Origin of the sequence: Pseudomonas sp. KCJK8993, from assembly GCF_046230915.1 — a bacterium.
Lineage (GTDB): Bacteria > Pseudomonadota > Gammaproteobacteria > Pseudomonadales > Pseudomonadaceae > Aquipseudomonas > Aquipseudomonas piscis.
Map to the genome: position 1 here is coordinate 1 of NZ_JBJJLO010000122.1, position 19,420 is coordinate 19,420.

A 19,420-nucleotide genomic window follows, 5' to 3' on the forward strand; every position below is an offset into this window, starting at 1 on the left:
CCCCCCCACGGGCCCCCCCCCCCCCGCCCCCCCGGCCGGGGCCCGGGCAAACCCCAAGCGGGCGTTCAAGAAGGCGGCCGGGGCCACCGCCGGCAACGCTTCCGCGCTGAACGACGGCGCCGCCGCGGTGATGCTGATGAGCGCCACCAAGGCCCGGGCCCTGGGCCTGCCGGTACTGGCCAGGATCGCCGCCTACGCCAACGCCGGGGTCGATCCGGCGATCATGGGCGTCGGCCCGGTCCCGGCCCCCCGCCGCTGCCTGGAGAAGGCCGGCTGGAGCCTCGACCAACTGGACCTGATCGAAGCCAACGAAGCCTTCGCCGCGCAGTCGCTGTCGGTGGCCAAGGAGCTTGCATGGGACCCAGCCAAGGTCAACGTCAATGGCGGCGCCATCGCCATCGGCCACCCCATCGGCGCCTCGGGCTGCCGGGTGCTGGTGACCCTGTTGCATGAAATGATCAAGCGCGATGCCCATAAGGGCCTGGCTACCCTGTGCATCGGCGGCGGCCAGGGCGTGGCCCTGGCCATCGAGCGCTAACGCCTCTGCTGCGGGCCACCCTGGTGGCCCGCAGCACAACGAGCATCGGCAAACCGGCGGACCCACGACATCCACCGGCTAGCCTGCCCTCCCGGTGCTCACGCACCGGGATCCCCTCTCTGCCCTAGTGCTCGCTCACCCATTCCTTGAGCTGCCCGCCCAGGCGCAGCGCTTGCTGGCGCAATGACTGGCAAAACCCTTCGACGAAACTCGACGAGGGCCGGTAATCCGGACGCACCAGCATCACTTTGTAAGGCACCGACAGTTGCAATGGCCGGATCGCCAGGCCGCGCCCCGCCTCCTCCATGGCACTCAATGGATTGATGATCGCCACCCCCAGCTTCTGCCGCACCATGGCGCACACCGAGGCGGCATTGGTGGTCTCGATCACTATCCTCCGGTCAACCCCGGCCTGGCGAAAATGCTCGTCCAGGGTCTGCCGATAGATATCCAGGCCCGAGAGGTTGATGAAGTTCTGGCCGCCAAAGTCCGCCACCGACAGCCGCGCCTTGGCCAGCAACGGATGGCCTTCGGGCAGGATGCAGACCATGTCGGCACAGAACAGCAACTCGCCCTGGGTACCCCGGGGCAGGTGCTCGCTTTCGGTCAGACCCAGGTCGTGGCGCTGGGCACTGAGTGACTCCTCCAGCAGCGGCGATTCCTGGGCGCTGATGCTCAGGCCGATGCCCGGGTGCCGGGCCTGGAAGTCCTTGCACACTGGGGGCAGCAGGGTTTGGGAGAACAGCGGCAGGCAACAGAGGCTCAGTTGGCCATGCTCGAAGCGACGGATCGAGCGGGCCACGCTGTTGATTCGCTCCAGGCCGACATAGGCCCGCTCCACTTCTTCGAGCAACAGCAGGGCCTGGGCCGTGGGCAGCAGGCGTCCGCCTTCGCGATCGAACAGGCGCAGGCCGGACAGGCTTTCCAGCCGCGCCAGTTCACGACTGACCGTGGGTTGCGAGGTGAACAACAGGCGCGCCGCGCCGGTGACGCTGCCGGCCTGCATGATGGCGCGGAACACTTCGATGTGGCGCAGGGAGATATCCATGGCGAGAGGGCTCGTTGAGTTGATCAATCCATATCAAAACTGAATCAGATAGCAAAGAATAGATATTTTATTGAATAGCCAGGAAGCGGCATGCTGCCCCCACTCTCACTGACCACAGACTGCACAGACCATGGCCATTCCCTTCGCTCCCGCCCAACTCGTCGCCGCCGCCCGCCAATACGGCACTCCCCTGTGGTGCTACGACGCCGCCACCCTTCAGGCGCGCATCGCCCAGTTGCAAGCCTTCGACGTGGTGCGCTATGCCCAGAAGGCCTCGTCCAACCTGCACCTGCTGCGCCTGATCCGCGAAGCCGGGGTGCGGGTCGATGCGGTCTCCCTGGGTGAGATCGAGCGAGCCCTGCTGGCCGGTTTCAGCCCGGCCAACGGCGGGATCGTCTTCACCTGCGACCTGTTCGACGAGGCCACTCTCAAGCGTGTGGTGGAACTGCAAGTAGAGGTCAACGCCGGCTCCATCGACATGCTCCGCCAGCTGGGCGAACAGTCCCCCGGGCATCGGGTCTGGCTGCGGATCAACCCCGGGTTCGGCCACGGCCACAGCCGCAAGACCAACACCGGCGGGGAAAACAGCAAGCATGGCATCTGGCACGACCAGGTGGGCGAGGCCCTGGCGGTGATACGCCAGCACCAGCTGCACCTGGTGGGCCTGCACATGCACATCGGCTCCGGGGTCGACTACGACCACCTGGAGCAGGTGGGCGCGGCCATGGTCGCGGCGGTCAAGTCCCTGGACCACGACATCGAGGCGTTCTCCATCGGCGGCGGCCTGTCCACCCCCTATCGCGACGGCGATACCGCGGTGGACGTGCAGCGCTACGCCAACGCCTGGAAAGTCGCCCGCGAGGAAATCGAGGCCTACCTGGGCCACGGCGTACACATGGAGATCGAGCCCGGACGCTTCCTGGTGGCCGAGGCCGGTTGCCTGGTCAGCGAAGTGCGGGTGGTCAAGGACGCCGGCCAGCATCACTTCGTGCTGGTGGATACCGGCTTCAACGACCTGATGCGCCCGGCCATGTATGGCGCCTACCACGGCATGAGCCTGCTGGACGCCAATGGCCAAGCGGTCCAGCGTCCGCAACGACCGACCGTGGTCGGCGGCCCGCTGTGCGAGTCCGGCGACATCTTCACCCAGGACGACGAGTGCCTGACCCCGCGCCTGCTGCCCCAGGCCCAGGTCGGCGACCTGCTGGTACTGCACGATACCGGTGCCTATGGCGCCAGCATGTCCTCCAACTACAACAGCCGGACCCTGCTGCCTGAAGTGCTGTTCGAAAACGGCCAGCCGCGCCTGATCCGCCGCCGCCAGCCCCTGGCGGACCTGCTGGCACTGGAGCTGGGGCTGTAACTGGGCTTGTCATCGGGATTGAATCCCCCCTGTAGGAGCAGCCGGTCGATTGCTCGCGAGGGTCGTTAACGGTAGCGCGTGCCTACGGGATAGACCCAGCGCTCCCCAGTCCATCGCGGGCAAGCCTGGCTCCTACAGTTCCATTAACTGAGCGGTATTGGCCTACCAGGGCGCCAGTTGCAGCCGTTCCGGCCGGTCGTTCACGGCGTCGTCCTGCTTGCGGGTCAGCAGGGGCTTGCCGTCGGTGCCGTAGAACTGCACCTGCAGTTCAGCGGTGTCGGGGTGCAGGTCCAGGCGGGCGAAGTTGTCGGCCTGGGTGAAGGCCCAGGTGCGGTAGTCCATGGTGCCCTTGACGTTTTTCAGGGCAAAACTGTCCGGGGTCTCGGGGGATCGCGAGTCGTGCACGTAGCCGGCGGGGTCGCCGTCGGCAAACGGGAACGGCCAGTAGAAGGCCGACGAGGTGACGGCGTAGGCCTTGATACCCTGGACCCCGTCACTGAACTCCAGCTGGGAAATGTTCGAGCAGTGAATGTCGCCGGACAGGAACACCACGTTCTGCACCTGGTACAGGGCGATGGTTTCCAGCACGATGCGGCGGGTGGTGGGGAACGCCGACCAGGAGTCGCTCTCGTTCTTGCGCCGATCGTAGCGCGGCCCCTCCCCTGCGGTATCGACGCCATTGGGCACGAAGACGCTGGAGGTCACCACGAACTTGGGGGTGTTGCCACGATCCTCCTGCATATGCCGCAACCAGGCACACAAGCGATCCAGCTGGCCGGGTTCGGCTGGGTGCAGCGAGGGTCGTCCCAGCAGATGGTTGTCCGGCAGGGCGCCGGGCTCATCATCGAGAAAGCGCTGGGTTCGGGTATCCAGCACGAAGAACGGGTAGCTTGCGCAGGAGAAGTCGTAGAACAGCTGCTTGACCGAGCGGTGCTTGAGGTACTGATCGTTGCCGGACATCGCGCGGTTCTGCACATAGCTGTCCTCGAAGCGCGGGCCATGGCTCCACTGGTAACTCATGTAGGCGCCCATGGCCCAATTGAACAAGGTGCGCTTGCCAAGGTTCTTGTCGATGCGATCCTGCGTCCAGTTGTCCTCGATCTCATGATCATCGAGGATCATGTAGGTGGGTTTGTGCGCCAGCAAGCGGCTGATGAAGGGCGAGCCGAAGGCAGTGTGGTAACGCTCCTCGAACTCCTTGTAGCTGTCCGCCCGGCCGATGGGCACCGCGCGGTTGTACAGATCGGCATAGATCTGGTCCCCCACCATCAGCACGAACCGGGTATCGCCATGCTCGCTGAGCATGGGCCCGAAGATCGCATCCGAATCCCGCCGTTGCCACGGCAACCCCGGGTACCGGCAGGAACCCAGGAGAAAACTCAAGGGCTCGGAAGCCGCCCCAGCGTCGGCACTGGCGTGGGTGGTGAACTCGGCCTCCACATACACCCGTTCGGCGCCGAGGCGGTTCAGGTCGCTGGCCCAGGCCGAGGCTGGCGGCAGGCGCTGGACCACCGATTCGCTGGAGACCTCATCATCGATGGAACCCGCGTCATCGACATTCAGCGAAGCCATGCGCACCCGGTAGTGGGTGGCGGGTGTGAGCAGGAAGGGCTTGAGCTGCTTGCGCTCGGTCTCGTTGCGCCACAGGTTGACGTCGACTCCGAGGTTGAAGGTGCCGGTGCGGTGATACTCGCGACGCAGGCGAAAGTAGTAGATGTTGTCGGCGGCCACCCGGCCGTTGCCGCCCACCACACCAATGACGCCGATGGTACGGATGTCCTCGGCCACGCCCTTCTCATCCAGGGCGTCCGAGGCGGCGATCCACAAGCGGCAGGAAGTATCGGTGGTATGTCCGACGATCGGGCCCAGGGACGGGGTGCGAAGAGTGCTCACGGTTACCAGCTCCTTGGTGGGTTGTGCTGGCCAAGCTTAGTCGGAGCGCGCCGGCCGACAAGCCGCACCGGCCTGCTCGGACAGCCGGTCGCGGCCGGCGATGGCCAGCGCCAGCAACATCAGCAACGCCGCCATGCCGAAGGTCCAATGCATACCGCTGGCCACCGCCTCGACGCCGCCCCGCCCTCCCGCCTGCGGCTGCGCGCCCCAGGCGAACAGCGCGCCCATGGCCGCCGCGCCACTGATCAGCCCGACGTTGCGCGACAGGCTCAGCAGGCCCGCCGTCAGTCCGCGCTGCCGTGGCGCCACATCGAGCATCACCAGGCTGTTGTTGGCCGCCTGGAACAACGCATAGCTGGCGGTAACCAGAGCCAGCGGCAGCAGGTAGCCCGCCAGTCCCAGGCTCAGGGGCAGCAGCGCCAGCAGGCCCAGGCCGCTGCCCAGGCCCAGCAAGCCGAGCCGGGACAGCGACCGGGCACCGTAGCGATCCACCAGGCGCCCGGCGGGTGCGCCACTCAAGGTCGCCACCAGTGGCCCCAGGGACAGGCTCAGGCCCACCGCCAGGGTGTCCAGCCCCAACCCCCGGGACAGATAGAACGGCCCTATCACCTGGGTGGTCATGATCACCGTCGACACCAGCAGGCTCAGCCACAAGCTGCTTCGCAGTTGTGGCCGGCGCAAAAGGTCCGGCTGGAACAGCGGCGCAGTCGCCCGGCGCTCGACGCGAACCAGCAGGACGACTCCCGCCGCGCTGGCCGCCAGCAGGCCCAGGTTCAGCGGCGCCAGCCGGTTATGCCCCAGGGTCAGGGCCAGGGCATAGGCGCCCAGGCTCAAAGCCAGGAGCACGCTGCCGGGCACATCGAAGGCACTGGCCGACGCCACCGGCCGGTCCGCGGGCAGGCAACGCCAGGCCAGCAGCAGCGCCACCAGCCCCAGGGGCACATTGACCAGGAACATCCAGCGCCAATCGATGCTGGCCAGTATCAGGCCGCCAAGGGCCGGGCCCAGAGTGGTGCCCAAAGCCGACATGCTGCCCAGCCAGCCCATGGCAGCCCCGGTGCGGGCCTTGGGCAGCGCATCGCCCACCAGGGCCATGCTCAAGGCCAGCATCACTGCCGCTCCCAGGCCTTGCAGGGCGCGGGCCACCAGCAACCAGCCCAGGTCCGGGGCCAGGCCGCAGCACAACGAGGCCAGGGTGAACAGGGTGATGCCCCAGAGCAGCACCCGCCGCCGTCCCAGCAGGTCGCCCAGGCGCCCGGCGCTGGCGATCAGGGTAGTGACGGCCAGCAGATAGGCCAGGACAATCCACTGCACCTGCTGGAAGGACGCCTCCAGGTTCAGGGCCAGGCTCGGCAGCGCGGCATTGGCGATGCTGGTGTCCAGGGACGGCATCAGCATTGCCAGCGACAGGCTGGCCAGGGCCCAGCGCGCACGGGGCGCCAGGGCCTCCCGGGAGGTGGGATCGGATTCGGGAATGGGCATCGCACAGGCTCCAGCAACATGATGCCCGCCAGCCTAGGGCCGCCCATCACCAGGCGGAAGGCGCGGCCGGTGCATTTATTAGCTGCAGGCCACGCCATGCCAGCCGCGTTCGGCCATGCTAGATTGCGCCCATGTCGACTCCCGATCTGAATCTGTTGCTGACCCTGGACGTGCTGCTGGTCGAAGGCAGCGTGGCGCGCGCCGCCGCACGCCTGCAACTGAGCCCCTCGGCCATGAGCCGGGCCTTGGCCCGCTTGCGCCAGGCCACTGGCGACCCGTTGCTGGTGCGCGCCGGGCGCGGCTTGGTGCCCACGCCCCGGGCCCTGGAGCTGCGCCAGCGGATTGGCCCCCTGGTAGAGGAAGCCCTGGCCGCCTTGCGTCCGGCCACCGAGGTGGACCTGCGGCAGTTGCGTCGAACCTTCACCCTGCGCAGCCGCGACGGTTTCGTCGAGAACTTCGGCCCGGCGCTGCTCGCCCGCCTGCTGCGGGAAGCGCCGGGCGTGCGGATGCATTTCGTGCCCAAGCTGGACCGCGACAGCCAGCCCCTGCGCGAGGCCAGCATCGATCTGGAAACAGCGGTGGTGGATGCCGACACCAGCCCCGAGCTGCGCACCCGGGCGTTGTTTCGCGATCGCTTCGTCGGCGTGGTACGCGCCGGCCACCCCTTGAGCCGGGGCCCGGTCGGCCTCGACGAGTACCTGGCCGGCCAGCACATCCTCGTCTCCCACCAGGGGCACGCCCATGGTCCCATGGACGCGGCCCTCCAGGCGCTGGGCCTGGCACGCCAGGTGACGGCCCTGGTCAGCGGGTTCTCCGCCGCCCTGGCCCTGGCCCGGGGCTCGGACCTGATCGCCATGGTGCCCGAGCGCCACACCAGCAACCTGCGGGCCGGCCTGCATGCCTTCGAGCTGCCCGTGGCGCTCGCGCCGATGACCATTTCCCTGCTCTGGCACCCCCGGATGGAGGCCGACCCGGCCCACCGCTGGCTACGCCAGTGCGTGCACGAGCTGTGCAGCACGCCGGGCGCCACCTGCGCGGAAACCGTCCACGTGGCACTGGACAGGCGCGGCCCCGGACCGTAAAAAGTCCCTGCCCGCCCGTCCTGAGGTCCTCATGCCACTGCACCGCCTACCGCTCCAGCACCTGCCCGCCATCATCGCCATCATCCTGGGCATGGCCCTGGCCATTGCCCGGGCCATGGAGCCGCAGGACTACTTCTGGGACAACTTCGCGGGCTACTGGCTGCCCCAGGCGCTGGTCCTCGGCTTGCTGCTCCTGACCCGCCCGGCCTCGGCCATGGTCGCCGGTGCCGCCCTGGCCCTGGCCATCCACCTGTTGCTGTTCTGCCTGTGGATCACCACCCCGCAGGATGCCCTGGGCTGGATCTACTACCTGCTCGACTTCCCCGGCGCGGTGCTCGGCGGCGCCGCGGCCCGCTACCTGGCCAAACGCCGCCCGCCACGCAGCGCCCTGGGCAGCGGCCTGCTGGGGTTCTTCGGTGTGGCATTGGGCTTGTTGCTGAACTTCAAGCTGCAATAGCGGGCGTACCGCTGATTCGGCGCCGGCGGACCCGGCGGCGAAAAAGGCCGAAGCCGCCCGCCCGACCCGAGTCGGGCGGGCGCGGCGTCAGATCTGACCGTGACTGAGGTCGGCCAGGCGTCCTGACAAGGCCTGCATGGCCTCGCTGACCTTGTCCAGGGCCTGGGCGTCCCGGGCGTTGTCTTCGCTGATGCTGTGGATACGCACCGCCAGCTCGTTGATTTCCTGGGTCACGTGGCTCTGCTCTTGCGCCGCCACGGCAATCTGCTGCGCCCGCTGGGAAATGTCATCGAAGCTGTTGACCGTGCTCGACAGCGCATCCGACGCCCCGGCCGCCTCGCCCACCGCCTGGCGGGTGCGCGACTCGCCGGACTGGATGGCCTGTACCGCCTGGCGCGAAGCCTGCTGCAAGTCGTTGATCATGCCACTGATCTCGTTGGCCGAGGTCTGGGTACGCCCGGCCAGGGTCCGCACCTCGTCGGCCACCACGGCGAAACCACGGCCCTGCTCGCCGGCCCGGGCCGCCTCGATGGCGGCATTGAGGGCCAGCAAGTTGGTCTGCTCGGAGATGGCCTTGATCACGTCCAGGACCGCGCCCACCTGTTGGCTGTCCTGCTCCAGGCGCTGGATCACCGAGGCCGCCTCGGCCATTTCCGTGGACAGCTGCTGGATCGACTCGCTGTTGGCCGCCACCCGTTGCTGGCCATCCTGCACCACTTCCAGCGACTGGCGCGCGGTGTCGGCGCAGTTGTTGGTGTTCTGCGCCACCTCCTGGGCACTGGAGGACATCTCGGTGATGGCCGTGGCCAGTTGGGTATTTTCCTGGCGCTGCTGCTCGGCGCGCCGGGCCAGGGTGCTGCTCAATTCGCCCAGGCGCGCGGCTTCGCTCTGCAACTGGCGGGCTTCGCTGGCGATCTTCTGCAGCATCTGCCGCAACTGCCCGGCATAGCGGTTGACCGCGCCACGCAAGGCGCCGATCTCATCGGCCCGATCCACGTGCAACTCGGCATTGTCGGTGGCCTGGCCACTGCCCAGGGCATCGATCTGGCGGGTGGTTTCCTCGAGCTGGGCAATCAGCTTGTTGCCCGCCAGCCAGGCGAAGAACAGCAACAGGGCCAGCAACGGCAGGAGGAATGCCAGGATCTCGGTGGTCATGGCCCGGGCCAGGCCGGTGACCCGCTCCTCGGGAGTCACCAGGCCGATGGTCCAGCCAGTGCCGGGCATGGTGAACAGGCTGACCCGCGCCGCTTCCTGCAAGCGTCCGTCGCGATCCAGGTCGAGGCTGCGCACCTGGCCGGGACGCGCCGCGCCAGCCAGGGCCTGGGCCACCGGGCGCAACCAGGCCTGCTGCTTGCTCAAGGCGTCGAAGCTGAGCATCTGCCCGCCGCCGCTGGCCTGGGCATCGGGGAAGTACAGGACGTTGCCGGCCTGGTCGAGGGCGAAGGCATAACCGCCGGTGACCGAACCCTGTTCCTTGAGAAAGCGCGCCAGGTCGTCCAGGCGCAGGTCGATGGTGGCCACCCCGGCAAAGGCGCCGCCCTGGCGATAGGGCACGCTGCAGGTGGTCATCGGTACCTGGGTCACCGGGTCCTGGTAGGCCTCGGACCACAGGCAGTGCCCGGCGGCGCTATTGCGCGCCCCCGTGTACCAGGCTTCATGGTGATAACCGGCGCTGCCGGCGGCGTTGTAGTCATCGGAATACACCAGCGAGCCCGCGTCGCTGCGGCCCCAGAAGAAGCTGCGGCGTTCCACGCCCGGGGCGAAGGCATTGGGTTCCGGCCAGATCCCGCCACCGGCGATGGCCTTGTCGTTCTCGTGGTCGATCACCTTGGGCGCGGTGGCCATGACCAGCTCCGGCTCCTTGGGCAGGCCCTCGACCATGTGCGCCATGCTCACGGTCACGCCTTCGATTCCCGCCAACTGCAAGGCCAGTTGACGGACGATGGCACTGCCTGTCTGTTCGATCAACGCCGAGCTCGCCTCCACTACCTTGGGTTGTCCCCGCAGGGTCATCACGGCAAAAACCGCCAGCGCCGTGAACAGCAACAGCAGCACGCTGCCGAGGGTCAAACGATGAGACAGACGAACCGGAAGCAAAGCCATGACGAACTCCGTATCAGTTAGGCATCCGGAGGTTATCGACCGCGACTGGTATTCCCTTGAGAAAAGAGTGACATCGTTCACATAAAAATCGCTTCCGGCCAGGGCACGCCCGATGCGTCAGCCTCGCCTGTTGCGCTCGCGCCGGCGGATTGCCGTCACTGTCTCACCGCCGGTACGCCCCCTGGGGGCCAGGGCCTGGAGCGCGGCACGGGTCTGCGGTTCGGTCGGATGCAAAGCGGGATCGACGATCCCCGGCGCCACCGCATTGACCTGGACCAGGAGCCGGCCAGCTCCAGGGTCAGGCAGCCTGACCTGCCTGGAGGATTTGCTGGCCACGGTGATCGCGGTGAAGAACGGCGGCGAGTTGATGGAGGTCCTGGCGCGGAGCCGGTAAGGCCGAGCCGCAGGCTCGAGCCATAGAAGCATGGTCACCTGCGGCTTGAGCCCTTATCGCGTGCGCCTCAACCTTCGAGCACCAGCATGAACTGGCTGAAGCGATCGATGCCGTCCTTGGACAGCTCCAGGCCCTTCTCGCCCATGCGCGACATCCACTTGCCGTTGTCCCCACGCAGGGATATCTGGCCGCTGGCCGTATCGATGGCGTAGGCGAACTGGCAATACGGGTCGATGCTGTCCTTGGACAGCTCCAGGCCCGTGGCCCCCATGCGCGACATGAACTTGCCGGTATCGCCCTGCAGGGCGAGCTTCTTGTCGGTGCCGATCTGCACCAGCACCACCCTGAACTTGCAGTACTGATCGATGGAGCCCTTGGACAACTCCAGGCCGGTCGCGCCCATGCGCGACATGTAGTTGCCCGAGTCGCCACGCAGCGAGATGACACTACCGTTTTCGATGACACGTTGTGGAATGACGATCATGGTTGGCACTCCTTGCTGATTGGGTATGTCCTGCTTGCGGCCAGCGCCTGCCGCTACCGGACGCTGGCCTCTGGTACAGGTGCAACGCCCGGCAAGACGCTCCGCAAACGAAGTCTAGTCGAGCCCTCGGCAAGCCCCGGGACTCCTGGCAGGAACAGGACCAGCGGTTGGGTGCCCCGGCGCCAGGCGGCGCCGGCGGTCTTCACTCTGGCGAACGGTTGGTGTACTGATCGACGAAGTAGTCCAGCGTCTGCTGCTTGGAAGCGGCCATTTCCTCGGCGTCACGGCAGCCGGTGGCGCGGATGAATGCGCAGAAACGGGCATTGGCATACATCAGCGAAGCGCTGACCTTGCCACGGCCGCTAGTGGCGACCTGGGAGTTGGCCAGGTCGATGATGGCGTCGGCGCGATCGAAGAACTGGTGATCCGGTTCGTTGGCCACAGGAGGGTCCTTTTGCTGGGTATGAAAAAGAGGCGCCGGAGTATATGAGCTTTGCCCGGCAAAACCGACGGATTTCAGCGCCGCGCCTGGAGTGTGCGAAAGCTGAGCCGCATCGACAGCATCGGCATCTCCCGCCATCGGACCTGGGGGAATCCGGGCGCGCAGACTGCCAACTTTGCCCCCAACACCTCAAGCCGGCTCTCAGCGGGATTCGGGCCAGTGCCGGGCCAGCACCGGGGCCACCCGGGGCTCGTGCTCGATGCGTTCGAGCAGGGCCACGAAATGCGGCTGGCTGTGGCGCAGCGCGTCCCTGGCGCCGCCCCAGCGCGACACCACCGCCGCCTGGATATCCAGGGCCCCGGGCGCGTCGCCGCTAAGGAAAGGCCGTGGAGCGAACTGGCGGGCGAACAGCTCCCAGGCGTGGTGCAGGCGTTGCCCGGTCGCCTGGCGCACCCGCGCCTCCAGCGCCGGGTCGGCATCACTGACCCAACGCGCCGGATAGTCGAGGATGCCGATCGCCGAGTAGCAGTTGGCGGCGATGTACACCAAGCCACGAATGACCTGGGCCCGCGCCGCGGCCTGGGTCGGCAGCAACCCGGAATCGGCGAATTGCAACCCGAGGTGGATCAGGATCGCCGCGCTTTCCGTGAGGATGCTGCCATCGGGCAACTGCAAGGTGGGAATCTGCAGCAACGGATTGAGCCGCTCCAGGGCGTCCCGCCCCGGGCTGGCTTGCCAGGGCGCGGCCTCGATACAGCGATACGGCGCCTGGCAATACTCCAGGGCAATCTCGACCATGGCCGAACCCGTGCCCTGGCTTCCATACAAGTGATACATCTTGGCGACCTCCAGGTTGACCGGGGCACTCTACGCCTATCGGTCCCGGGAGTGACACTCCACGTGCAGCATCTGCTCGCCCAGGGCGCGCGTCTGCAAGCGCACCGGCAGGAAGGCTTCGATCACCTGGATATTGCTCGCCAGATGATTGGTCAGGCGCGGCGTGGTGAAGCTGCCGCCACCGGCCAGGGCCATGGGCAGCAACAACTGGTCGGCCAGGCATTCGGCCACCGCCGCGCCGGAGGCCAGCCACTCCCGGGCCTGGTCGATGGCGGCATCGGCGACGCTTTCGGCCCGCAGGCTGTTCTGGGCGAAACCGCAGAACAACTCGGTCAGGTGCTCGTAGGCGAACTCCAGCAACAGCACGTTGCCCGGACCGTATTGCTCATCCAGCTGCACGTCTTGCAGCTCCTCCCGGGACAGCCCCAGGCGATTGCCCACCCGCCGCAGTTCACGCTCGGCCACATGTTCCGGCAAGCCGGCGCTCAGGGCCCAGGCCCGACGCCCGAGCAAGGCGCCACGCTCTTGCAGATGCACGGGCTGCAGGGTCGAAGGCCGTACCAACAGCTCCAGCTCGCCACCGCCAGCCGGTACGAAACCATGGCGCAGCAACTGCAACTCCACCTGCGCGCCCATACGCCGCAGCTGCGGCAGCCAGGAGTACTGGAGGAAATCCGCCGGCGGCGCCAGGGGATTATGGGTGCCGCCGGTAACCGTCACCCGGCTGGGTTCCGGGGCCTGGAGCAAGGCCGGCAGCAAGGTCTGCAACACCAGGGTGCAGCTGCCGGCGGTGCCGATGGCGAAGCGGTAGTCGCCGCCACGGATCGGCCCCGGTTCGAAGTCCAGCACCTGGGAGCCCAGCTCGGCCCCCCGGACCCTGGCCCCGCACACCTGGGCAGCGGCCTGGACCGCCGTCAGGTGCTGGCGCATCAGGCCCGGGCGGCTGCGCCGGGCGCGTATATTGCCGATCCGCAGGGCCTTGCCGGTGAGCATCGACAGGCTCAGGGCACTGCGCAGTACCTGGCCGCCGCCAATGGCGCCGTCCAGCTCGATCACATCCTGTTTCATCATGTTCCTTAAGCGTAGTGCCGGACGGTGTCTCTCAAGTAGGCGTCCAGCAAGGCATTGTCTTCATGGGTGCGCGCAAGCTTCGGCACCGGGCGCTCCAGCTCGGCGGCGATGAAGTCGTGCAGCACCGGGCGCCGGGGACCATGGGTGGATTCAATGGCATGGCGCTTCAAGTCCAGCAGTTCATCCACCTCGTCCAGCAAGCACCGGTCATCGACGGTCTCCAGCAGCTCGGCGAAGGTCATGGGCGGTCGGCCCCGGCCCTGGTCGATCCAGCGCACCGCCAGCAACGAGCGCAGCACATAGCAGTACTTCTTGAACCGCACGCTGTCGCCCTGGAGAAAGTCGCGGAAGTTCTTCCGGGCCATCGACAGGTAGTGGTTGCGCGCCGCCGGCGGGCTGTAGAAGGCCTCGGCCAGCTCGCGCAAACGCGCGGTCGCAGCCACCTCGCGGCGATACACCAGGGGCGAATCGAGCCATTCGAGCAAGGTCGGGTTGGACTTGCGCAGCAACCCCAGGGTCTTGCGCAGCTCCCAGCCGCTGACATCCAGCTCATCGTCCAGCGGGCGCTCGATCACGTCCCGCGCGGCGTCCACCTGGATGAACCACTCGGGTTTCTCCACGTAGATGAAACGCACGTCGTAGTCGCTGTCGGTGGAGGCGAAGCCCCAGGCCCGGCTACCGGACTCGCAGGCATACAGCACCTGCACATTGCGCTCGCGCTCGATCCGCGCCAGCTCCTCCAGGACCCGTTCGCGCATGGCGTCGTCCAGGGGGTGAAGTTCCTTGTCTACTTGCATGTCCTGCTTCCTGTTCAATCGGTGGCACTGGCCATCAGTACCCCCAAGGTCCGGCGCTCGGGGTTCCAGATGCTCAGGCACCAGACGCCCCACCACTCCAGGCCCTCATCGAAATAATCGCTCCAGGCCTCGCTGGCCGCCGTCCCCTCGACCTGCCAATCCAGCTGCAAATCGCTCACCCAGTCGATCACCACCGGCTGCGCCCCGGGTTCAAGCCCCAGCAGGGCCAGCCAACGCTGGAAGATCGCCTCCGGCGGCTCGCCATCCTCGGGGAAACGCGTTCGGTAAGGCGGGTCGATAAAGGCCTGGTACAAGGCCTGCGGACCTGACATGCAGCTGGCGGTACCCAGGCGCTGGAGCTCTTGCGCATCCAGCTCCCGAGCCACGGCCCGCTGCAGTTCCCAGCGCATCGGCGACGCCTCGCCGAGATCGGCATAGCGCGGATGCTCCTGGATCAGCCGGCGCCGCGCCTCCCGGCGCTGCTCTTCTATCTGCAGGTACAAGGCGTCGAGGGCCTGGCGATGCAGATCAAGGTCGATGCTGGCCTGTGGCGCGACGTCCAGCACGGCGAACTCGAATACGCAGCCTGCCTCTTTCAATTGCCGGCGCAGGGCCTGGATCTGCTCGTTGTCCTGCAGGTTCAGTAGTGGCGACGACATGCTTGCTCTCCTTGGTTCATGGCAGCCACTTGAGTGAACCTGCCGGCAGCTCTCCAGTCTTTTCCATCATTCGTACCCGCTGGGCCAGCGCCTCGCGCAGCGGCTTGGGGGTCACCGGGTCGAACAGCGCATAACGCCCACTGCACCAACCGGCCAATTGCGCCTGCCAGTAGCTCGCCTGTTGTGGAGCCTGGTCCAGGCGCCACAGCAGGTACTCCAGCTGCCGCCAGCCCGGCTTGAGACTCAGCAGCATCCGCTGGCGCCATGCAGGCAGCGCTGGCCAGTGAACATCCAGGTACTGCTCCAGGGCTTCGTCGAATACCGCCCAGGGTTGTTCGCGCAGCAGGCTGACCGCCATCTCGAAGACCTTGTCCGAGACATCGCCCAGGGCCTTGAGCTGCCAGGCCATGCCGCGCTCGCCCAGGCTATGCAGGGCCAGCAGACGCGTGTTCAAGGCCGGCGAGGCCAGGGCCAGTTGCACCATGGCATCGGCCCGGGGCTCTTGCAGTTCCCTGGCCAGGCCCAGCAGGCCCTGCCACTGCGACCGGTTTGCCGGCGCCGGTTGCAGCACCCGGGCCAGCAGCACTTCCCGTGGCTCCAGGCCATAGCGTGGCGCCGCCCAATGCCCCAGGCCACGCAGGGCCGCCGAGGGGTCGAGCAAGGCCTGGCGCAGTTGCTCGCGCGGGTCGTCCAACAGCGGCAGCAACAAGCGCAGGGCCTTGACCCGCACGCTAGCGCCCGAGGTCCGCATGACCTGCTCCAGCAACGGCCGGGCCTGCTCTTTAGCCAGCCCGGAACAGGCGTCCACCGCCATCTGCCGCACGCTGACCTCGCCATGGCCCAGGGCCTGGGCCAGCAGTGCCGGGCGATCCGCGCCACTGTCCAGCAACAGCTCGAAGACGAACCGTGCGGCCCGGCCCCGGCAAGCGCCAAAGGCCTGCTCGACCTTGCCTCGTACTTGCGGCAACTGCAGCACCGCGCGTACCCGTTCCAGGGTCGCCCCGTGGCTGACCCGCTGCTTGGCGGTCAAGGCCAGCAGCGGACCCAGGACCTGCAACCACAAGGCGCCCTGTTCAGGCACCAGGTACAGCTCCACGGCCGTAGCCGCCTCCTGGCGAACCTGGGGCACCCAATCGTTGAGGCGCTCCAGCAGCACCACCAGGGCGGCGGCCGACGGCTGGCGGGCCAGGCGTCGTACTGCCGACTGGCGGACGAAGCCATTGCCAAAACCGCTCAGGACCAGCCAAGCATCGTGTTCGTCCCGGGTTTGCCAGACTTCGCGCATCCGGCCAATTTCGTAGTCGCTCAGTTGGTAGTGCCAATCGGGCGGGCACTCCAGCATATCCATGACATCCATCGCTCTACCCCTTGACGCATACCACCTGACGCAAGGTATGCAGTACTTCCACCAGTTCGCGCTGGGCGTCCATCACTTGGTCGATGTCCTTGTAGGCCATCGGGATCTCGTCGATCACGTTCTCATCCTTACGGCACTCCACATGGGCGGTGGCGCGGATCTGGTCGGCCAGGGTGAAGGTGTTCTTGGCCTTGGTCCGGCTCATGGTTCGACCGGCACCGTGGCTGCAGGAGCAGAACGCCTCCTCGTTACCCAATCCGCGGACGATGAAGCTCTTGGCCCCCATCGACCCGGGGATGATCCCCAACTCGCCCTTCTTCGCCGACACCGCGCCCTTGCGGGTCACCAGCACCTCTTCACCGAAGTGGCGCTCCTTCTGTACGTAGTTGTGGTGGCAGTTCACCGCCTCCAGCGCCACTTCGAAGGGTTTGCTGATCACCTTGCGGGTGGCCTGGATCACCAGTTGCATCATCAACTCGCGGTTCTGCCGGGCGAAATCCTGGGCCCAGGCCACGGCCTCGACGTAATCATCGAAGTGCTGGCTACCTTCCTCGAAGTAGGCCAGGTCGCGGTCCGGCAGGTTGGCGATGTGCTGGCGCATATCCGCCTGGGCCAGGTTGATGAACAGGTTGCCGATGGCATTACCCACGCCGCGCGAACCGCTATGGAGCATGAACCAGACGCGGTTGGCCTCGTCCAGGCAGACCTCGATGAAGTGATTCCCGCCTCCCAGGGTTCCCAGGTGCTGGCGGTTGTTGCTGTTGGCCAGCGCCGGGTACTTATCGGTGATCGCCTTGAACCGTGGATGCAGGGCCGTCCAGGCCTGGTCGGCCTGTTGCGGGATCTCGCCCCAGGCCCCCTTGTCTCGTCCGCTACGGGGCGAGGTACGACCGTGGGGCACCGCCTGCTCGATGGCGCTACGCAACCCGGCCAGGTTATCCGGCAGGTCGGAGGCGGTCAGCGAGGTCCGGGCGGCGATCATCCCGCAGCCGATATCCACCCCGACCGCCGCCGGAATGATCGCGCCCACGGTGGGGATCACGCTGCCGATGGTCGATCCCTTACCCAGGTGGACGTCGGGCATCACAGCCAGGTGCTTGAAGATGAAGGGCATCTTGGCGGTGTTCATCAGTTGCTGGCGGGCTTCGTTTTCCACGGGCACGCCCTGGGTCCACATCTTGATTGGCTTACCGTTGGCGACTTCCAGCAATTGGTAGGTCTTGCGTTCCATATCTTTTTACTCTTTCTTCCTGGGGCCCGAATCCGGGCCTTGTTGTATCGGCAGCGCAAGAGCGGATTGCAGTCTTGCGCCCATGATCGATCGGGTGGCCGGCCGGGCATCCGGCAGGCCTGGGCGACAAAAAAGGGTGAAACATGCAGCCTGCTCTACCCCTGAGCTACCACCTTGCGGTGGGCGGGAATCGAACCCGCGACCAGGCTGTCCTGTAGTTCCACCGGCATTCGCCGGGTCAATCGGTGCAGGCCGGGCCTGCGGGCAGCGACAAGGGAACGGGCACATTTGCTCTACCCACTGAGCTACAGCCTTGCGGCTGGCGGGGCTCGAACCCGCGACACGATGTAGTACCCGTGGCATTCGCTGCCATCCCGCCAAGGCGGGGAAAACCTGCGACGACAAGGGATCGATGAAACGATGCACTCGCGTTCTGCTGGTTGAACCACGGCGCCCTTTTCGAGCACCGGCGGGGCTTGCACCCGCATCTCGAGCCTTGGATGTAGTTCCATCGGCATTCGTCGCAAAAAACCGCAAAACAGGTGGCGCGACAACAGGAGTGGCTGATAGCCGGATTCGAACCGGCAAGACCAGGATGTACAGCCACCGGCATTCGCGCCGTCACCGGCCCTGACAAAATCTGCTGAGACGCCTTTGGATGTAGTCACAGCGGCATTCAGGGCCAATGATCAAGAAACTTCTGTGTGCGCCGGCTGCCCGGCGCATGCTCTGACTCAATGACCTGGCGCTCAGGGCGCCAGGGCCTCGATGGCTTTCACCCAGTGCTGGCCACCGTAGTTGCCGGCGATGAACTGCTCGATTACGTCGAACACCGCATCGCTGAAGCCACCGACGTTGAGGATGTCCTCACGGTCCGGGGCCTGGGTGGTAGCCCCGGGTTGCATATCGATGCACACCAGCCGGGCGTTGGGGTTGATCGCCTTGATCCGCTCCCACTGGCGCATGGTTTCAGTGGCCCCATGGCGCCGGGCGTCGATCCACGACTCGTTGTCCGAGACCAGGATCAGCGTGTCCAGCTTGAACCGCGCATTGGCCAGCTGCGCCAAGGGTGCCGAGCAGTTGGTCCCGCCGCCACCGATGGCCGCCAGCTTCTGGGCATTGGTCATCACGCTGTCCCGGGGGTTGAGGCGGATATCCACCACGTCCCGCTCGAACGGCATGACCCGCGCCGTCGGCCGCTTGCGCAGGACCGCCGCCGCCACCAGGGCCGCCACATCGATGCAGCGCACCGCCGTGGTGGCGCCCTGGCGATACCCCGTGACCGGACTGTGCATCGACCCCGAGACGTCCGGGCATACCACCACCGAACCGCTGAGCGCCGGCACGTTGGCCAGGGACAGCTCCAGGGCATCCTGCAGCGCCTCGCGCACCCGCTGCGGCACCTCCTCTCCCGCCATGCGGTAGGCCGCCAGCAGCTGGTAAGGGTAGACCCGGGCCTTGGCCACCTCCTCGGCATCCGCCAGGCGCGCCGCCACATACTCCGTGCAACCGCGCACCTGGAACGCACCGTGGCGAGCCAGGGTGTTGAGGTTCATGCGCAGCCCCTGCCAGCCCATGTTGCGAGCCTGGGCGGCCCATTGCTCGGCGCTCAGGGTCTCGTTGCCCAGCAACTGGAACGGTACATCCGGCACCTGGGTGCTGGCCCCGCTGCGAAACGCCAGCAGCTCGCGGGTCAGCCCGGGCAGCGCCTGGACATCCACCGGCTTGCCGATCAGCCAGGCGAAGAAAGCTTCGCGCCAGGCCTCGCGGGGCTTGGGGTGGACCATCTTGACCACATCCGCCAGCGACGGCTGGTTGCCGATCGATGCCTGCAGCAGCTGGCGCTCGCTGGCGTTGTTCAGCCACTCCTGCACCAGGCGCTTGGGTTGCGAGCCCAGGGACTTGCGACCGGTCACGCCGCTACGCAGGATCTGCACGTAGTTGCGCAGCATCTTGCCGTTGTCCACCACCTGGGCGAACAGCTCGGGCACCTGGACCGAACGTTGCGCGGTCAGCGCCGCCAGCAGCAGCGCCGGCATGTCCTTCATATGGCCTTGCTGGCGAGCGTAGCGAGCGGCCTGGGCCACGAAGCGGCTGTCGACTTCACTCACCAGTTGCAACACGGCTTCCAGCTGATCCTCGGGCGAGGTGTAGAAGGTCGAGTTCAGGCAACCGGTGACCG

17 protein-coding genes and 2 pseudogenes are annotated in these 19,420 nt (G+C 66.8%); 4 read left to right on the top strand and 15 right to left on the bottom strand.

Annotation, left to right across the window (positions count from 1 at the left end; translation table 11 throughout):
- Window positions 1-538: pseudogene (locus ACK6AU_RS27040) on the top strand (acetyl-CoA C-acetyltransferase); the annotation flags it as partial.
- Between the two features lie 124 nt (window positions 539-662).
- On the opposite strand, the gene ACK6AU_RS27045 reads toward ACK6AU_RS27040, so the two are convergent.
- Window positions 663-1,586 carry a LysR family transcriptional regulator gene (locus ACK6AU_RS27045; protein ID WP_409302540.1) on the bottom strand — a complete coding sequence of 308 codons (924 nt, stop codon included), beginning with the start codon at window positions 1,584-1,586 and terminating at the stop codon, window positions 663-665.
- Between the two features lie 130 nt (window positions 1,587-1,716).
- Between ACK6AU_RS27045 and lysA the strand changes: the two genes are divergently transcribed.
- A complete protein-coding gene (gene lysA / locus ACK6AU_RS27050) occupies window positions 1,717-2,949 on the top strand; it encodes a diaminopimelate decarboxylase (RefSeq protein ID WP_185701113.1) in 1,233 nt (410 codons plus the stop codon).
- A gap of 162 nt (window positions 2,950-3,111) precedes the next feature.
- Here the strand turns inward: lysA and ACK6AU_RS27055 are convergent, their stop codons facing one another.
- Both ACK6AU_RS27055 and ACK6AU_RS27060 read right to left on the bottom strand, forming a co-directional pair.
- The gene (locus ACK6AU_RS27055; RefSeq protein ID WP_185701112.1) at window positions 3,112-4,842 is read right to left on the bottom strand and encodes an alkaline phosphatase D family protein; all 1,731 of its coding nucleotides are present in this window, start codon (window positions 4,840-4,842) and stop codon (window positions 3,112-3,114) included.
- Between the two features lie 36 nt (window positions 4,843-4,878).
- Window positions 4,879-6,324: an MFS transporter gene (locus ACK6AU_RS27060; RefSeq protein ID WP_409302542.1), complete on the bottom strand. Its 1,446-nt coding sequence runs from the start codon at window positions 6,322-6,324 to the stop codon at window positions 4,879-4,881.
- Between the two features lie 131 nt (window positions 6,325-6,455).
- Between ACK6AU_RS27060 and ACK6AU_RS27065 the strand changes: the two genes are divergently transcribed.
- Together ACK6AU_RS27065 and ACK6AU_RS27070 are read left to right on the top strand one after the other, a co-directional pair.
- Window positions 6,456-7,406, top strand: coding sequence for a LysR family transcriptional regulator (locus ACK6AU_RS27065; RefSeq protein WP_409302544.1), 951 nt, complete (start codon window positions 6,456-6,458; stop codon window positions 7,404-7,406).
- A 31-nt stretch (window positions 7,407-7,437) separates the two neighbouring features.
- Window positions 7,438-7,863 (top strand): hypothetical protein, encoded by a 426-nt coding sequence (locus ACK6AU_RS27070; RefSeq protein ID WP_409302546.1) that lies wholly within the window; start codon window positions 7,438-7,440, stop codon window positions 7,861-7,863.
- An 87-nt stretch (window positions 7,864-7,950) separates the two neighbouring features.
- Here ACK6AU_RS27070 and ACK6AU_RS27075 read toward each other — a convergent pair whose 3' ends face one another.
- The 12 genes and pseudogenes from ACK6AU_RS27075 to ACK6AU_RS27130 form a co-directional block, all read right to left on the bottom strand.
- Complete coding sequence (locus ACK6AU_RS27075) at window positions 7,951-9,087, bottom strand: methyl-accepting chemotaxis protein (RefSeq protein WP_409302564.1); 1,137 nt, start codon at window positions 9,085-9,087, stop codon at window positions 7,951-7,953.
- A pseudogene (locus ACK6AU_RS27080) lies at window positions 9,073-9,966 on the bottom strand (cache domain-containing protein); the annotation flags it as partial. The pseudogene ACK6AU_RS27080 and the gene ACK6AU_RS27075, both read right to left, overlap by 15 nt.
- 117 nt (window positions 9,967-10,083) lie before the next feature.
- Window positions 10,084-10,392 carry a hypothetical protein gene (locus ACK6AU_RS27085; protein ID WP_409302548.1) on the bottom strand — a complete coding sequence of 103 codons (309 nt, stop codon included), beginning with the start codon at window positions 10,390-10,392 and terminating at the stop codon, window positions 10,084-10,086.
- 35 nt (window positions 10,393-10,427) lie between these two features.
- A complete protein-coding gene (locus ACK6AU_RS27090; RefSeq protein WP_185701106.1) occupies window positions 10,428-10,844 on the bottom strand; it encodes a hypothetical protein in 417 nt (138 codons plus the stop codon).
- A gap of 202 nt (window positions 10,845-11,046) precedes the next feature.
- On the bottom strand, window positions 11,047-11,286 hold the full coding sequence (locus ACK6AU_RS27095) for a DUF3144 domain-containing protein (protein ID WP_409302550.1): 240 nt from the start codon (window positions 11,284-11,286) through the stop codon (window positions 11,047-11,049).
- A 201-nt stretch (window positions 11,287-11,487) separates the two neighbouring features.
- Window positions 11,488-12,123: a glutathione S-transferase family protein gene (locus tag ACK6AU_RS27100; protein ID WP_185701104.1), complete on the bottom strand. Its 636-nt coding sequence runs from the start codon at window positions 12,121-12,123 to the stop codon at window positions 11,488-11,490.
- Between the two features lie 36 nt (window positions 12,124-12,159).
- Complete coding sequence (gene rtcA / locus ACK6AU_RS27105) at window positions 12,160-13,191, bottom strand: RNA 3'-terminal phosphate cyclase (RefSeq protein ID WP_409302552.1); 1,032 nt, start codon at window positions 13,189-13,191, stop codon at window positions 12,160-12,162.
- Between the two features lie 8 nt (window positions 13,192-13,199).
- Window positions 13,200-13,991 (bottom strand): nucleotidyltransferase domain-containing protein, encoded by a 792-nt coding sequence (locus ACK6AU_RS27110; RefSeq protein ID WP_409302554.1) that lies wholly within the window; start codon window positions 13,989-13,991, stop codon window positions 13,200-13,202.
- 14 nt (window positions 13,992-14,005) lie between these two features.
- Window positions 14,006-14,650 (bottom strand): hypothetical protein, encoded by a 645-nt coding sequence (locus ACK6AU_RS27115; protein WP_409302556.1) that lies wholly within the window; start codon window positions 14,648-14,650, stop codon window positions 14,006-14,008.
- Window positions 14,651-14,666: 16 nt separating this feature from the next.
- Window positions 14,667-16,007: a PBS lyase gene (locus tag ACK6AU_RS27120; RefSeq protein ID WP_409302558.1), complete on the bottom strand. Its 1,341-nt coding sequence runs from the start codon at window positions 16,005-16,007 to the stop codon at window positions 14,667-14,669.
- A 4-nt stretch (window positions 16,008-16,011) separates the two neighbouring features.
- Window positions 16,012-17,238, bottom strand: a complete 1,227-nt coding sequence (locus tag ACK6AU_RS27125; protein WP_409302560.1) for an RtcB family protein — start codon at window positions 17,236-17,238, stop codon at window positions 16,012-16,014.
- Between the two features lie 749 nt (window positions 17,239-17,987).
- Window positions 17,988-19,420, bottom strand: a 1,433-nt coding sequence (locus ACK6AU_RS27130; protein ID WP_409302562.1) for an RNA-binding protein, incomplete at its 5' end; no start/stop codon positions are given.

Coding starts and splice junctions, on each gene's coding strand:
- ACK6AU_RS27085 (WP_409302548.1), bottom strand. CDS start 10,392: ATGCTTCTATGGCTCGAGCCTGCGGCTCGGCCTTACCGGCTCCGCGCC.
- ACK6AU_RS27045 (WP_409302540.1), bottom strand. CDS start 1,586: ATGGATATCTCCCTGCGCCACATCGAAGTGTTCCGCGCCATCATGCAG.
- ACK6AU_RS27065 (WP_409302544.1), top strand. CDS start 6,456: ATGTCGACTCCCGATCTGAATCTGTTGCTGACCCTGGACGTGCTGCTG.
- ACK6AU_RS27120 (WP_409302558.1), bottom strand. CDS start 16,007: ATGGATGTCATGGATATGCTGGAGTGCCCGCCCGATTGGCACTACCAA.
- ACK6AU_RS27100 (WP_185701104.1), bottom strand. CDS start 12,123: ATGTATCACTTGTATGGAAGCCAGGGCACGGGTTCGGCCATGGTCGAG.
- ACK6AU_RS27125 (WP_409302560.1), bottom strand. CDS start 17,238: ATGGAACGCAAGACCTACCAATTGCTGGAAGTCGCCAACGGTAAGCCA.
- ACK6AU_RS27060 (WP_409302542.1), bottom strand. CDS start 6,324: ATGCCCATTCCCGAATCCGATCCCACCTCCCGGGAGGCCCTGGCGCCC.
- ACK6AU_RS27075 (WP_409302564.1), bottom strand. CDS start 9,087: ATGCCCGGCACTGGCTGGACCATCGGCCTGGTGACTCCCGAGGAGCGG.
- rtcA (WP_409302552.1), bottom strand. CDS start 13,191: ATGAAACAGGATGTGATCGAGCTGGACGGCGCCATTGGCGGCGGCCAG.
- ACK6AU_RS27115 (WP_409302556.1), bottom strand. CDS start 14,650: ATGTCGTCGCCACTACTGAACCTGCAGGACAACGAGCAGATCCAGGCC.
- ACK6AU_RS27110 (WP_409302554.1), bottom strand. CDS start 13,991: ATGCAAGTAGACAAGGAACTTCACCCCCTGGACGACGCCATGCGCGAA.
- ACK6AU_RS27070 (WP_409302546.1), top strand. CDS start 7,438: ATGCCACTGCACCGCCTACCGCTCCAGCACCTGCCCGCCATCATCGCC.
- ACK6AU_RS27090 (WP_185701106.1), bottom strand. CDS start 10,844: ATGATCGTCATTCCACAACGTGTCATCGAAAACGGTAGTGTCATCTCG.
- lysA (WP_185701113.1), top strand. CDS start 1,717: ATGGCCATTCCCTTCGCTCCCGCCCAACTCGTCGCCGCCGCCCGCCAA.